The sequence below is a fragment of the Clostridium sp. UMB9555A genome, from assembly GCF_030222355.1.
Lineage (GTDB): Bacteria > Bacillota > Clostridia > Clostridiales > Clostridiaceae > Sarcina > Sarcina perfringens.
The window spans coordinates 130,949-147,158 of record NZ_JASORQ010000001.1 but is presented as its reverse complement, the minus strand read 5'-3'; the positions used below and the strand labels follow the sequence as shown (position 1 = coordinate 147,158).

At 30.8% G+C, this 16,210-nt stretch carries 10 protein-coding genes; 1 reads left to right on the top strand and 9 read right to left on the bottom strand.

Annotation, left to right across the window (positions count from 1 at the left end):
• Positions 1-396 precede the first annotated feature (396 nt).
• The 3 genes from nifJ to QP548_RS00600 all read right to left on the bottom strand — a co-directional run bounded on the left by nifJ (position 397) and on the right by QP548_RS00600 (position 5,722).
• Positions 397-3,906, bottom strand: coding sequence for a pyruvate:ferredoxin (flavodoxin) oxidoreductase (nifJ, locus tag QP548_RS00610; RefSeq protein ID WP_061429458.1), 3,510 nt, complete (start codon positions 3,904-3,906; stop codon positions 397-399).
• A 110-nt stretch (positions 3,907-4,016) separates the two neighbouring features.
• Complete coding sequence (locus QP548_RS00605; protein WP_003451301.1) at positions 4,017-4,442, bottom strand: flavodoxin; 426 nt, start codon at positions 4,440-4,442, stop codon at positions 4,017-4,019.
• Between the two features lie 206 nt (positions 4,443-4,648).
• On the bottom strand, positions 4,649-5,722 hold the full coding sequence (locus tag QP548_RS00600; RefSeq protein WP_061429018.1) for an undecaprenyldiphospho-muramoylpentapeptide beta-N-acetylglucosaminyltransferase: 1,074 nt from the start codon (positions 5,720-5,722) through the stop codon (positions 4,649-4,651).
• A gap of 184 nt (positions 5,723-5,906) precedes the next feature.
• On the opposite strand from QP548_RS00600, the gene QP548_RS00595 reads away from it, so the two are divergent.
• A complete protein-coding gene (locus QP548_RS00595; RefSeq protein ID WP_003451068.1) occupies positions 5,907-6,086 on the top strand; it encodes an alpha/beta-type small acid-soluble spore protein in 180 nt (59 codons plus the stop codon).
• 120 nt (positions 6,087-6,206) lie between these two features.
• On the opposite strand, the gene recJ is transcribed toward QP548_RS00595, so the two are convergent.
• From recJ to mnmH, 6 genes are all read right to left on the bottom strand, one after another.
• The gene (gene recJ, locus QP548_RS00590; RefSeq protein WP_061429019.1) at positions 6,207-7,985 is read right to left on the bottom strand and encodes a single-stranded-DNA-specific exonuclease RecJ; all 1,779 of its coding nucleotides are present in this window, start codon (positions 7,983-7,985) and stop codon (positions 6,207-6,209) included.
• A gap of 11 nt (positions 7,986-7,996) precedes the next feature.
• On the bottom strand, positions 7,997-9,208 hold the full coding sequence (locus QP548_RS00585) for a M16 family metallopeptidase (RefSeq protein ID WP_061429020.1): 1,212 nt from the start codon (positions 9,206-9,208) through the stop codon (positions 7,997-7,999).
• Between the two features lie 213 nt (positions 9,209-9,421).
• On the bottom strand, positions 9,422-9,997 hold the full coding sequence (locus QP548_RS00580) for a DJ-1 family glyoxalase III (protein WP_061429021.1): 576 nt from the start codon (positions 9,995-9,997) through the stop codon (positions 9,422-9,424).
• 11 nt (positions 9,998-10,008) lie between these two features.
• Positions 10,009-12,948, bottom strand: a complete 2,940-nt coding sequence (locus tag QP548_RS00575) for a DNA topoisomerase IV subunit A (RefSeq protein WP_061429022.1) — start codon at positions 12,946-12,948, stop codon at positions 10,009-10,011.
• 13 nt (positions 12,949-12,961) lie between these two features.
• The gene (locus QP548_RS00570; RefSeq protein ID WP_003451434.1) at positions 12,962-14,908 is read right to left on the bottom strand and encodes a DNA gyrase/topoisomerase IV subunit B; all 1,947 of its coding nucleotides are present in this window, start codon (positions 14,906-14,908) and stop codon (positions 12,962-12,964) included.
• On the bottom strand, positions 14,898-15,968 hold the full coding sequence (gene mnmH, locus QP548_RS00565; protein ID WP_061429023.1) for a tRNA 2-selenouridine(34) synthase MnmH: 1,071 nt from the start codon (positions 15,966-15,968) through the stop codon (positions 14,898-14,900). Before mnmH ends, QP548_RS00570 begins: the two co-directional genes overlap by 11 nt.
• Positions 15,969-16,210: the final 242 nt, after the last annotated feature.

Here is a 16,210-nt window from a genome sequence, read left to right as displayed (position 1 = left end):
TATTTAAATTAATATCATTAAGCGACTTATTTAATTAACATTTTATTAAAAATTTATTAAATAAATATAAAAAAGAATATTTATTTATTTAAAATTTTATTTTTTCTAATTGACCATATAATAATTTTATATTTAAAATTTATTAATATTTATATCTATACCAATATATTTAATTATTAATTTATATTGATATTTATCCTTTAATTTTTTATAAAAACTAAATATATTAATTCTTTTCACCTTATAAGATTAGTTTTTTTACTTATATATAAGCTCTTCTCCTTTACAAGTAAATTTAAATAAAAAAATAAGAGTTAGAGTATTAACACTCTAACTCTTATATTATTTTATACTTCAATCAATATATATTAAACGTAATTAGTTATCTACTACTTACTAGTTAGCAGCAAGTTTTTTGTAGTTTTCTAATCTTTCTTTAGCATCTCTTTCAGTCTTTTCGAATAAAGCTTCAGCAGCTTCTGGGAATGCTTTTGCTAATGCAGCGTATCTAACTTCTCCCATTATGAATTCTCTGAAATCACCAGTTGGTTCTTTAGAGTCTAATGAGAATGGATTCTTACCAGTTTCTTTTAACATTGGGTTGAATCTGTACATAGCCCAGTATCCGCATTCAACAGCTCTCTTCTCTTCTAATTGAGAGTTACCCATACCAGCTTTTAATCCGTGGCTGATACATGGAGCGTAAGCTATTATTAATGATGGTCCTTTGTATGCTTCAGCTTCAGCTATAGCTTTAAGAGTTTGGTTCTTATCTGCACCCATAGCTATTTGAGCAACATATACGTAACCATAGCTCATAGCCATCATTCCTAAATCTTTCTTCTTAGTTCTCTTACCTGCAGCAGCGAATTTAGCGATAGCAGCAGTTGGAGTTGATTTAGAAGCCTGACCACCAGTATTTGAATAGATTTCTGTATCCATAACAAGTATGTTTACATCTTCTCCACTAGCTAAAACGTGGTCAACTCCACCGTAACCGATGTCGTAAGCCCATCCGTCTCCACCGAAGATCCATTGTGATCTCTTAGCTAAGTAGTCTTGGTCTTTTAATATTTCTTTAGCGAACTCGTTAGTTTCACCTTGTAATGTAGCTACAACAGCGTCAGCTCTATCTCTAGTTCCTTCTCCGTTGTCAACTTCAGCTATCCAAGCTTCTAAAGCTTCTTTAGCTTCTGGTTTAACACCTGCTTCAATTGCTTTTCCAGCAAGATCAACTAATCTTTCTCTTATAGCTTTAACTCCTAAGAACATACCTAATCCGAATTCAGCGTTGTCCTCGAATAATGAGTTAGCCCAAGCTGGTCCATGACCATTGTGGTTAGTTGTGTATGGAGTTGAAGGAGCTGATCCACCCCAGATTGATGAACATCCAGTAGCGTTAGCTATCATCATTCTATCTCCGAATAATTGAGTTATAAGTTTAGCATATGGAGTTTCTCCACATCCAGCACAAGCTCCTGAGAACTCGAATAATGGTTGCTCGAATTGGCTACCTTTAACTGTGTTTTTGTTCATTGGGTTTTTCTTAGGTGCAACATCATTTACACAGTAATCCCAAGCTTCTATTTGATCTTCTTGAGTATGTTGTGGTTTCATAACTAAAGCTTTTTCCTTAGCAGGACAAACTTGAGCACAGTTTCCACATCCAGTACAGTCTAAAGTACTTACAGCCATAGTGAATTGCATTGGCTCTTCAGTTTTTAATGCTTTAGCAGCAACTAACTTAGTTGAAGCAGGAGCATTTTTAGCTTCTTCCTCAGTTAATAAGAATGGTCTTATTGTAGCATGAGGACAAACGTAAGCACATTGGTTACATTGGATACAGTTGTCTGCTATCCATTCTGGTATGTTTATACCGATTCCTCTCTTTTCGTATGCAGCAGTACCTGGTTCGAAAGTACCATCTTCCATTCCGTTGAATGCTGATACAGGAAGTTTATCTCCTTCTAATCTGTTCATTGGTTCAACAATGTTTTTGATGAATGCTGGAACTTCTTTAGCTTCAACAACTTCATCTTTAGCGTTAGCCCACTCAGCTGGAACAGTGATTTCAACGATAGCGTCGATTCCTTTGTCTATAGCAGCGTGGTTCATGTTAACAACTTTTTCACCTTTTTTACCGTATGAAGTTACAACAGCGTCTTTTAAGTATTTAACTGCGTCTTCTACTGGTATTATGTTAGCTAGTTTGAAGAATGCTGATTGCATGATCATGTTGATTCTTCCACCTAAACCAACTTCTTGAGCTATCTTAACAGCATTTAAAGTGTAGAACTTAATGTTGTTTTCAGCTAAGAATCTCTTATAGCTTGCTGGTAAATGTTCAGCAACTTCTTCTGGAGTCCAGATAGTGTTTAATAAGAATGTTCCGTTTTTCTTTAATCCATCTAAAACGAAGTATTTGTTAACATATGATTGGTTATGACAAGCAACGAAATCAGCTTTGTTTATTAAGTAAGGTGATTTTATTGGTTGTTTACCGAATCTTAAGTGAGAAATTGTAACCCCACCTGATTTTTTAGAGTCATATGCAAAGTATCCTTGAGCATACATGTCAGTATGGTCTCCGATGATTTTGATAGCACTCTTGTTAGCTCCAACTGTTCCGTCTGATCCTAATCCCCAGAACTTACAAGCTTTAGTTCCTTCTGGAGTAGTATCTATATCTCCAACTGGTTCTAATGAAGTGTTAGTTACGTCATCAACTATTGATAAAGTGAATCCATTTTTAGCATCCTCTTTATTTAAGTTTTCGTAAACAGCAACGATATCAGCTGGTACAGTATCTTTTGATCCTAATCCGAATCTACCACCAACTATTACAGGAGCATTTTCTAATCCGTAGAATGCATTCTTAACTTCTAAGTATAGAGGTTCTCCTGCAGCACCTGGTTCTTTAGTTCTATCTAAAACAGCAACCTTTTTAACAGTTTTTGGCATTGCTTTTATTAATCTTTCATTTGAGAAAGGTCTGAATAATCTTACTTTGATTAAACCAACTTTTTCTCCTTTAGCGTTTAAGTAGTCTACAGTTTCTTCTATTAAGTCAGTAACTGATCCCATAGCTACGATAACTCTTTCAGCATCTGCTGCTCCATAGTAATCGAAACAGTTGTACTCTCTACCAGTTAACTTAGTGATTTCTTTCATGTAGCTCTCAACTATTTCTGGAACTGCATCGTAGAATTTGTTTACTGCTTCTCTTTCTTGGAAGTAGATGTCTGGGTTTTGAGCTGTACCTCTTGTAACAGGCTTGTTAGGGTTAAGAGCTCTTCTTCTGAACTCTTCTACAGCTTCCATATCTACTAATTCTTTTAATTCATCGTATTGTAAAAGTTCAACTTTTTGTATTTCATGTGATGTTCTGAATCCATCGAAGAAGTTTACGAAAGGTATTCTAGCTTTAAGAGCTGCTAAGTGAGCAACTGCTGATAAATCCATAACCTCTTGAACTGATCCTTCTGCTAACATAGCGAATCCAGTTTGTCTTGCAGCCATAACGTCTTGGTGATCACCGAAGATGTTTAATGCTGAAGTAGCTAATGCTCTAGCTGATACATGGAATACTGATGGTAATAATTCACCAGCTATTTTGTACATGTTTGGTATCATTAATAATAAACCTTGTGAAGCTGTGTAAGTAGTAGTTAAAGCTCCAGCTTGTAATGAACCGTGAACTGCTCCAGCAGCACCTGCTTCTGATTGCATTTCCATTACTTTTACAGGTTGACCAAATATGTTCTTTAATCCTCTTGCACTGTTTTCATCAACCCACTCTGCCATTGGTGATGATGGAGTGATAGGGAATATTGCTGCAACATCAGTGAACGCATATGATATATAAGCGGCAGCTGTGTTACCATCCATAGTTTTCATTTTTCTCATTGCCATTGAGATGACCTCTCTTTCATTAATTTTGTAGATATATAAATTAAAATCTTAAAAATTATAATATATTTAAAGTAATTAATTAAAATTACTTATTAGCATAAGTATTATTTTATTAATTTTTTTGCTAATTCTTTTGCTGAATTAATTTCATCATCGTTTGGTGATTCATTTACAGCTAAACTTCCAACAACGTCGAATCCATAATCTTTCATTCTTTTAACCCATTCAACCATGAACTCTCCATTATCCCAACCATATGATCCAAATAAGATCATTTTTTTGTTGTTATTTGGAGTTAATTTGAATTGATTAACAAATGGTTCCATATCGTATTGTTCTATTCTATTATTATCCATTGAAGGGCTGCCTAAAGCTACTGCATCGGCTTCTAGTACATCTTCTACTTTAGCATTTGAAACATGTTTTATTAAAACCTCTGCTCCTAAATCTGTTAACTCATCTGCAATAGTGTTTGCTAATACTTCAACATTTCCACCATTGCTCCAATATATTACTGATACTTTACTCATAAAAACACCTCTTATACTTGATAATATCTTTTATCTTAAAGCCCAATATTATTTGATACAAAACTAATTTTACTCGACATTAATAATTATACTCTTTGATAGAAATTTTTCAAGTTTCATATTCCGATATTTTGAAACATATTTTCATAGTTTATTCTTAATTCTTGTAAAACTTCTACTATATGCTAAGAATTATCTATAAAAATTTACATATGTGCCGATTTCTTTATTATATCTATGATATTATTAACACCATTGCCTATTTTGCTCATTTTCATGGAATTTAAGTACTTTTCTCTATTTTTTTCTAAATCCTTTATTGATTTTAATAATAATTCTGAATTAAGCTCTTCTTCTTTTATGACCATAGAATATCCACTCTTTTCAAAGGAGTTAGCATTTAAAACCTGATCTCCTCTTGAAGCATTAGCTGATAAAGGTATTAATATATTTAACTTTCTAAGAGCTAATAATTCAAATATTGTATTTGCTCCTGCTCTAGATATAACTAAATCTGCTAAAGCCATTAAATCTGGAAGTTCCTCTGATATATACTCATATTGTCTATATCCATCTAAGGTTTTTAATGATTCATCTAGATTTCCTTTTCCACATAAATGTATAACATTATATTCTTTTAATATCTCATTTAAAATTTTTCTAACGCTTTCATTTATAACTTTTGAACCTAAACTACCACCAATTATCATAAGAACTTTTTTATTTTCTTTGAAGTTACAGAACTTTCTTCCTCTTTCTTTGTTTCCCTTTAAAAGGTCTTCTCTTATTGGTGTTCCTGTTAATTCCCCTTTATTATCTTTTATATATTTTAGACTTTCTGGGAATGTAACACACAGGGTATCACAAAATGGTGATGCTATTTTATTTGCCAATCCAGGGGTTAAATCTGATTCATGAGATACCACAGGAATTTTTTTCATTGAGGCTGCTATTACTACAGGTACTGTAACAAATCCACCCTTTGAAAATATAACATCTGGTTTTTCTTTTGAAAGTATTCTTGAGGCATCCATAACACCTTTTAATACTTTAAATGGATCTGTAAAGTTTTTTATATCAAAATATCTTCTAAGCTTACCTGATGATATTGAATAATAAGGTATATTCTCCTTAGTTATTATTTCTTTTTCTATACCATTTTTACTTCCTATATATTTTATTTCAAACCCTAACTCTTTTAATTTAGGAACTAAAGCTAAATTTGGGGTAACATGACCTGCTGAACCTCCACCAGTCATAATTATTTTATACTTTTTCAAAAAATCAACTCCCTTAATAAAATGTGATTTTATAATATTTTAAATAAACTATGGTTTTATAAATATTTTTTTGTAATAACTCCTATAATTCCCTCTCATATTTTACTCTATTCTGCACAATATATAAATGCAAACTCAATTAATAGTAATACAAACTCAATTAATAACTAAGGAGGAATGAAAAATGTCACAACATTTAGTACCAGAAGCAAAAAACGGATTATCAAAATTCAAAAATGAAGTAGCAGCTGAAATGGGAGTACCATTCTCAGATTACAATGGAGATTTAAGTTCTAAACAATGCGGAAGCGTTGGTGGAGAAATGGTTAAAAGAATGGTAGAACAATACGAAAAAGGAATTTAACCTGAACCTATTAAAGTCTACTATTAAATAAAATTAAATATTGATATTGTATATGATTAATTTATGCCTAATTATATACAAAACATTGGAGCAATATTTTAAAATATTGCTCCTTTAATTTTATAATCTAAAGTATTTTACATTAGCTTGAATAGATTTATTCCCATTAAACTCATTTATATTTGGGTAATAAATTAAATCAACGCTAAAGTTGCAGTTTCCACCATCTAATACTCTTAATAATTCCTCTTCTCCATATTTATTAGCAAAATCTTCTTTAAATTCCTCAACCTTATTTCCAAAGGCTATGGCATCTATGGTTTTGTAACTATTCCTTAATTTACATCTAAATTTAATTACATTCTGCTCTTTTCCCATTATCCAAACCCTGCTTACTTTAACATCTTTCTCTCCAAAAAGCGGGCTAGAATTTCCTTTTCCAAAGGGTTCTAACTTATCTAAACTATCTACTAATCCGTAATTTAGACTTTCTAAAGGCAATTTAACATCTATTCTAACCTTTGGTATTATATCATAATCTGTTAATTTACAGTTTTCTAATAACATATTTCTTAATATAGGTATGTTTTTTTCTTCAACAGATAAACCAGCAGCCATTGGATGGCCTCCAAATTTGCTTATAAGCTCTTTACATTTTGATAATTCCTCGAAGATATTATATTCTTCTATAGATCTTGCAGAGCCCTTAGGCATATCTTTTCCCTTAGTCATTATTATTGTAGGAACATTATATTTTTCTTTTATTCTTCCTGCCACAATTCCAGCAATACTTTCATGTATATAAGGATTATAAACTAAAATAACCTTGTCATTTTCCATATTATTATCTTCTATTTGCTTTATTACCATATCAACGCTGTCTTTAGTTAATTCCTGTCTTCTTTGATTAAGCTCAAAAAGCTCCTTAGCTAAAGCATCTGCTTTTTCATCATCTTCAGCTAAAAGTAATTCAACAGATAAGTCAGCTGTTTCAAGTCTTCCAGTGGCATTTATACAAGGGCCTATAACAAACCCTAAGTGATATTGTGCCATTTCCTTTCCTTCAAGACCTGTATATTTTTTTAAGGCTATTAATCCCTTATTTTTAGTATTATTAAGCATTTCTAAGCCATTTTTTACTATTATTCTATTTTCCCCTAATAGATCAACTACATCACACACAGTGGCAATGGCACAAATCTCTAATAATTCTAAAGCTTCCTCCTGTGGAATCCCTAGTTCCTTATATAATGCACATATAAATTTAAAGGCAATTCCTGCTCCACATAGGAATTTAAATGGATAATTACAGTCTTCCTGTTTAGGGTTTATAACTGCATAGGCCTTTGGAATTTCTTTATCTATCTCTCCATTTTCATCTTTAACTAAAGGAATATCGTGATGATCTGTTAATATTACATCCATGCCTAATTTCTCAGCTAAATCTATTTCTTCAAAGGCTGCAATTCCATTGTCACAAGTTAAAATTACCTTAGTGCCTTCTTCCTTTAAAATTTTAACTCTCTTAGAGTTCATACCATACCCTTCATCTTCCCTATCTGGAATATGATAATTAAAGTTAGCATTGCATCTTTTTAGCCCTTTATAAAGAATTGAAGTACTTGATACACCGTCGCAATCATAATCTCCATATATGGTTATTTTATCTCCTTTTTCTATGGCTTCTTTTACCCTCTTAACCCCTTTCTCCATATCTTTCATAAGATAAGGGTCATTTAAATTTTCAATTCCACCAAATAAAAATTCACGTGCATCTTTTTCATCTTTTATATTTCTATTCACCAAAAGAATAGATGTTAATAAATCTATATTTAATTCTTCCTTTAAATTTTCTATTTCATCTCTTTTTCTTTGTTTAAGTAGCCACTGCTCTCTCACGCCATCACCTCTTAGTTAATTATTTGCACAATGGATTTCTTTAAAACTCTTTTAATTAAATTTTTCATATCTTTTAAACTTAAATTTTCAACTAAGTTTAATTCTTCAAAAATATATTCTCCTCTATTAAACATAGTTTCATATATAGCCATTCTATTAGCAAGAACTATACTTTTTTCTAAATCTAATGAATTTTTAAGCTTAAATCTCTTTATTAGTTTATTTAATCCCTCTTCACTTAAATAATTTTCTATATCCATAGCCTTTGATATACACTTTTCAATAAGTCCTAAGGCCTCTTCTTCCTTTTCCTTAGGGGTTCCTAAATAAATTTTAAATAATCTTATTCCCTTTTCATACTTAACTTCACTATAAACTTCATAGGCTAGTCCATTCTTAGTTCTAATTTCATCATATAATACGGAGCTTACCCCTTCACCAAACCAAAGATTAAATACCTTAAGTAAAGTTACCTCTTCCATACTTAAATCATTTATATCAAATAAACAGCATATTTTTGCCCCAGTATTACCCTCTATCTTTTTAGAGAATATGCCACAATTAATATTTCTTTCTAAATTATCTTTAGATATTTTTCCACTTTTTGCTCTATTAAAATTTTTCTCTACAATCTCTTTTACTTCTTCTAAAGAAAGAGAGGAAACAACTGAGACAATCATATTTTCACTTAAATAGTTTTTTTCATAAAAATCTTTTAGTCCTTTAAAACTTATAGATTCTATATGATTTTTTTCTCCTATTATTAAGTTTCCTATTCTTTCATCTGGTAAGCCATTCATTAAAGCAAGGTCCTCTACATGTTGCTCTAAATCTTCTTTCCACTCATCACTTTCTTGTTTTATAACATTTAATTCTTCTGAAAAACCAAATTCCTCAAGATTTGAATTTAAAACTATATCTGAATATAAAGAAAATCCTTCTTCAAAATCTTCCTTTGCAGTAGTTCCATAATAAATAACATAAGGGAAATTAGTCATAGCATTATTAAATCCAAATAAATCATCTAATTTTTCATTTATCTCATCTTCCTTAAGCTTCTCATTTCCTTTAAACAAAATATGCTCTAGGGCATGTGCCATTCCTATTTCATCTTTATTTTCTGCATTAGCTCCGCTCTCTAAGCTTATGCAAAAAGATGTATGTTCTATATCTTTAAATTTATATAATAATCTAACACCATTATTTAAAATTATTTTTTGCATATATTTCCCTCCAAATATATTAAATCTTATTATATTTTAACATACCTAATAAGCTTGTAAAAAATAAAAAGAGCCGTATCAAAACTCAAAATAAAATTTATAAATGGAATATTTACTATAAACTTCTTAGATTAACTAAGTAATTTTCCAAATATGTTTATAAATTTTATTTTTAAGTTATTTTGATACAACTCTCTTTAATTTATAAAAGTGCTACTTACCTTCTTTTTCTAAGAAAAAGTTAATAAGCATTCCTTCTCTTATTTCCTCTGCTTCTTTTTCATATCCTAACTTTTTTAATATTTCTAATCCAAATACTAAGGCAGTTGCAGGCCCTCTACTAGTTACTATGTTTCCATCTACAACTACTGTGTCTTCTTCTACATAATTAACATTTCCAAGTTCCTCTTTAAATCCTGGATAACTTGTAACCTTCTTTCCTTCAATAACGCCAGCCTTAGCTAAAGCTATTGGAGCAGCACATATTGCAGCAACAATTTTATTTTCTTTATTATATTTCTTTATTAATGATTGTACTTTCTCATTATCTCTAAGATTTGTTGATCCTGGCATTCCACCTGGAAGTACAATTGCATCATAAGTTTCTAAATCATTATCTGATATTAATTTATCACAAAGCACCATTGTTCCATGAGCACTATTAACAGTTCTGTTTTCTGTAAGGCTACATGCATGACATGTTACCTTAGCCCTGTTACAAACATCTACAACAGATAATGCTTCTATAGTCTCAAAACCTTCTGCTAAAAATACTAATACTTTTTTCATGACCATACCTCCTACTTAATAATTACGTCCCTTATATAGTCTTCTAATACTAAAATCATTAAACTACTTCCTCTTCCCGCTCTATTTTGCAGTTTAATATCTTCAATATTGACTTCAGCCTTTTCCTTCTGCTTAGACTCTAAAATAAGTTTTTCATAATTACTAGTTAATTCTTTTTTATAGTCATTATACGCCTCTAAAGTTTTATCATCAATACCTTCAGATGGTGGTATAACCTTACCAAATATGACTTTATTATCATCTTTTAAGCTTATTCCTGTTACCCCTGAAGCCACTCTTCCCATTGGATTAATAGCTGTAGCTGAGAATTTAATTCCAATACCATTCTTAGTTACTAAGATTACTGTAGCATTTTCAAAATTTATATCTACATTTACTAATTCATCCTTTGGAGTTTTAAACTTATAAGCTATTTGATTATTAAATTCTCCTAAGAACTCTCTTAAAGATGTCTTTTTAACTAATCCTTCTCTTGAGAAGAAATAAACAAATAAATCTTCACCTATTTTTCCAAATTCATTTATAGGAGCTACTTTTATTATAAGTTCATCCTTTTCAAATCCATCTACTAAATCTGAAATATTACTTTCTTCTGTATTTTGAAGTAAGTATGCTGGGAATTTAAATACCTTTCCTTTATTTGAGAAAGCAATTATGTTTCTAAAGGAATTAACCTTTACCTTTTCATAAGAATTGCTATTCATATTGCTGAAAGTTTTTATATTTCCCTTTTTATTTATTCCTATGATGAATTCTTTATATTCATAGTTATCTACAAATCTTATACTCTTAATTTGGTTACCACTCTTTAATGGTACTAATTGAACTCCTAGTATATTTCTATCTGTGAACTCTAATTCTGGTTCTGAAACAACAAAGTTTAATCCATTAGTTGTTTCAATTTCAACAAATCTTTCTTCATCCTGTGAATCTATTAAAGATACACTTGCTAATAAATCGTCATTTTTAAGCTTTATAGCCATAAGTTTTGAGTAAGCAGTAACAAATTTATCTAAAGTAGTCTTCTTTATTAATCCATTAGCAGTTATAAACTTAAAGCATTTGTTTGGAAGGAAATTCTCAATTGATTCAAGAGCAATAATTTTTTCATCTTCTAAACTTAATCCTCTTATTAAATCCTCAAGTCTTTCTCCTTTATCTTTCCATTTCTTATCTGCTACAGAATTACATTTTATTTGATAAACAGTTCCCTTATCAGTGAATATAGCTAAGGTATCCTTAGTATTTGATTTAATAAGGAATTTTAAATAGTCTCCTTCTCTATATTCAATTTCATTTTCATCAACATTTGAACGATTATAAGTCTTAAGAGGAATCTTCTTTATAAATCCTTCATTTGATAGAGTAACCATAACATCCTCTGCTACTATTAACTCTTCTAAATCTATCTTAGCTTCGCTTTCATCTTCTATTAAGGCAGTTCTTCTTTCATCACCATAGACTTCAGCCACTTCTTTTAATTCATCTTTTATAACACCTAAAAGAACTGATTCATTTTCTAAAATTTTTCTAAGCGCCTTTATTTTCTTTGATAATTCTTTATGCTCTTTTTGGAATACTTTTATCTCTAATCCAGTTAATCTATAAAGCATTAATTCTAGAATTGCCTCTGCCTGTAAGTCAGTAAATCCAAATTTTGAAACTAAATTCTCATGGGCATCTTTCTTTGATTTTGAAGCTCTAATTGTAGCTATAACTTCATCCATTATTCCTATAGCCTTTATGAAACCTTCAACTATGTGGAATCTCTTTTCTGCTACTTCTAACTCTCTTTTTGTTCTTCTTGTAACAACATCCTTTTGATGATTTACATAGTGAGATATTATTGTTTTTAATCCCATAGTCTCTGGTTTTCCATCTGCTAAGGCAACCATATTAAAGCTTATGTTACCTTGAAGATCAGTTTTTTTATAAAGATACTTAAGAACCTTATCAGCCATATCATGATCTACAGCCTTCTTAAATTCTATTACGGCTCTTATACCAGTTCTATCTGATTCATCTCTAATATCCACTATTCCATCTAAAGCTTTAGCATGTCTCTTGTCACCAGTCATATCTGATATTGTTTGAAGTATTCTAGCCTTATTTCTTCTATAAGGGAATTCAGTTATTACTATTCCAAGTCTTCCATTTTCTAAAGTTTCAATTTTAGCCTTAGCTCTTAAAGTTACTTTTCCTTCTCCAGTTTCATAAGCAGATAATAGAGTTTTCTCGCCAATTAAAACTCCTCCAGTTGGAAGGTCTGGCCCTTTTATATAGTTCATTAATTCTCTAGTAGTAATTTCATTATTATCTATATAAGCTAAAGTACCATCTATAACTTCTCTCAAATTATGTGGTGGTATATTAGTTGAAAGTCCAACTGCTATACCAAAAGTTCCATTTACTAAAAGATTTGGATATCTAGCTGGTAATACCTTAGGTTCCATTTCAGAATCTGAGTAGTTTGGAACCATATCTACTACATTTTTTTCTATATCTCTAAGCATCTCCATAGATATACTAGAAAGTCTAGCCTCTGTATATCTCATAGCCGCTGCTCCATCTCCATCTATACTTCCCCAGTTTCCGTGTCCATCAATAAGGGGAGCTCTTGTACTAAAATTTTGAGCTAGAATTACCATGGCATCATAAACTGAACTATCTCCATGTGGGTGATATTTACCTAGTATATCCCCAACTATTCTAGCTGATTTGTAATAAGGTTTATCTGGAAAAGCCTTTAACATATATGCACCATATAAAATTCTTCTGTGTACAGGCTTTAATCCATCTCTTACATCTGGAAGTGCTCTATCCTTAGCAACTTCTACTGCATAAGGTAAATAGTTATCAGGCATAACCTCTTCAAGAGGCATTCTGATAATATTATTATCCTTAGGTATTTCAATATTCTTCTTAGCCATTTAATCTCCTCCTTTAGAACTCAGCATACTTATACATATAGTTCTTTCTAGGCTGAACAACATCACCCATTAATAAAGAAACCATTTTTTCAGCCTTAGCGGCATCTTCTATAGTAACTTGTACTAAAGTTCTTGTTTCTGGATTTAAAGTTGTCTCCCATAATTGGTCTGGATTCATTTCTCCAAGTCCTTTAAATCTTTGAATAGTTGCTCCCTTTCCTACCTTCTTTTTAACTTCTTCTAATTCGTCATCACTATAAGCATAAAGAATCTTATCTTTACCCTTACCTGATTTAGCAACTTTATAAAGAGGTGGTTGTGCTAAATAAAGATGACCATTAGCTATAAGAGGTCTCATGTATCTATAGATATATGTCATCCAAAGAGTTCTTATATGATATCCATCTACGTCAGCATCACTCATTATTATTATTTTGTCATATTTTAAATCTTCTTCATTATAATTATCTAAAATTCCTGTACCTATGGCAGTGTTAAAGATTTTTAATTCCTCAGAAGCTATAACATTTTCTAACTTTTGTTTTTCTGTATTCATTATTTTACCCTTTGAAGGCATTATTGTTTGGAATCTTCTATCTCTAGCTTGTTTAGCTGATCCACCTGCTGAATCTCCCTCAACTACTATGAACTCATTAGCTTCTTTATTTTTTAATGTGCATACTGCAACCTTTCCTGCTAAAGGTGCTGTTCCTTTTCCTATTTTCTTTCTCTCTGCATCATTAATCTTTTTAATTTTTTCTCTTCTAGCAGCTGCATCTAAGGCATTATTTATAATCATAGTTGCAACTTCTTTATTATCCTCTATCCAATGACCAAACTTAGTATAAGCTAAATCATTCATCATTGTGTAAGCTTCATTATTTCCAAGCTTAGTTTTAGTTTGACCTTCAAAGACTGGATTTGTGATTTTTATTCTGACAATAGCTGTCATACCTTCTCTTAAATCATCGCCTTCAAATTCCTTATCTTTTTCTTTTATAAGGTTAAGCTTTTTAGCCCATTCCTTAAAAGCACGAGTCATTCCTGTTTTAAACCCAGTCTCATGAGTACCAGCCTCTGTAGTAGGAATATTATTTACGTAACTAACTATATTCTCTGTTGTTGAATCAGTAAATTGAAGACATATCTCTCCATACATTTGTATGTTGTTTACTTCTTTTTCTCCTTCAAATAAAACAGGAGTTGGATGAAGAGGGGTTTTACTTTCATTTAAATAATCTATAAAGTCTAAAAGTCCTCTTTCTGAGTAATATTCTTTACTTACACTTTCTTCTTTTCTATTATCAATAAGTTCTAATCTTATTCCTTTATTTTGGAAAGCTAATTCTTGTAATCTTTCATCTATTATGTCAAATTTAAAATCTGATGTTGAAAACACTTCCCTATCTGGTAAAAAAGTAACCTTTGTTCCAGTTTCCTTAGATTCTCCTACTACCTCTAATGGAGTTACTGGTGTTCCTGGCATATCTTTTTTAAGCTCTTTGTCATAAGCATACTCAAATCTTTGTCTATATATTTTTCCATTTTGTTTTACTTCAACTTCTAGCCATCTTGATAAGGCATTAACAACGGCTGCCCCAACACCATGAAGACCTCCAGAGGTCTTATAGTTTTGGTTATTAAACTTACCACCAGTGTGAAGCTCTGTAAATACCATCTCAACACCAGTTTTTTTCTTTATTGGATGCATTCCCGTAGGAATTCCTCTTCCATTATCTATTACAGTTACACTTTTATCTTTATTTAAAATAACTTTAGCCTTATTTCCATATCCATTTGATATTTCATCTATAGAGTTATCTAATATTTCCCATATACAATGATGAAGTCCTTTGCTTCCTGTAGAACCTATGTACATTCCTGGTCTTACTCTTACTGGTTCTAACTTTTCTAAAGAAGTTAAAGAGGTAACATCATAATTGTTATTTTTATTGCTCATATACATCCTCCCTTAATTCCTCTGAAATCTCTTTATATATTTCCTCTAATTTAAATAATTCATTTTCTATATCATTTATCTCTAATTCATTTCTAAATGTTTTTTTCTTTGCGCTTGTTCCATATCTAGGATCATAATATTTTTCCATAAGTTCTAAGGCTACTTTCTTATAGTCACCTTTGGCTACTAAGTCTTTATATTGTTCCACTCTTTCTGGACTTATATGCTTTTTAAGAACTCCTAAAGCTTCGTCTAATTGTTCATTTACATTTTCAAAGGCAGTATATTCTCTAACTAATCTCTCTGCCCTAACTTCTGGATCAGCACTTATTTTAAGTTTTGCTCCTTCATACATCTTTTCAAATAAAGGATCTGGTATTAGAATTCTTCCTATTCTTTTACTTTCTCCTTCAATAAATACAATGTTAGAATTTCTATGTCTAAGTTTATCATAAACTAATGCATCAAATCTCTTTTGAGTGTTGCAATCACCTAATCCAACTCCTCCAAGAATTGAACCTCTATGATTTGCACATCCTTCTAAGTCTAAAACATCATATCCCTTTTCTTCTAATTTATATAGCATTTCAGTTTTTCCTACACCAGTATTTCCATATAATACTATAAAATCAATTTCCTTTGAGAATTCTTCTATTTTATTTATTATAAAACTTCTGTATGATTTATATCCACCTTCTAGTTTATAACAATTTATTCCTAAACTATTTAGTAATGAATGTAGACTTCCACTTCTCATTCCACCTCTTGCACAAAAAATAACAAGTTTTTTACCATGCTTATTTCTATAAAGCTCTTGGACTTGTTTAAATATTTCTGGCAATCTTCTAGAGATGAATTCTATTCCTTGCTCTTTTGCAGCCTCTGCACTCTCTCTAACATATAAAGTTCCGACTACATCTCTCTCTTCATTTAAAAGCACTGGAATATTTATAGACCCTATCATAGGTTCTTCAAAGGCTTCCTTTTGGCTTCTAACATCTATAAAGATATACTCGTCCTCATGTCCATATATCTCCTCATAACTTATTAATCCAAACATTTATATATCATCCTTTCAATTTACTAAAATAGTATAATTCTTTAAAAATACATTGTCAAACATTTGTTCCCATCGAACATATCTTTATAGTACTTCACGATTATTAATTATATCAAAAGATTTTAAAATACAAAAACTTACCTTATTTAAATAAATATCTTCTAATAATATTGTCAACTTTATATACTCATAATCATTTTTACAGAAAAAATATAAGACATCCATTAATGGATGTCTTATAT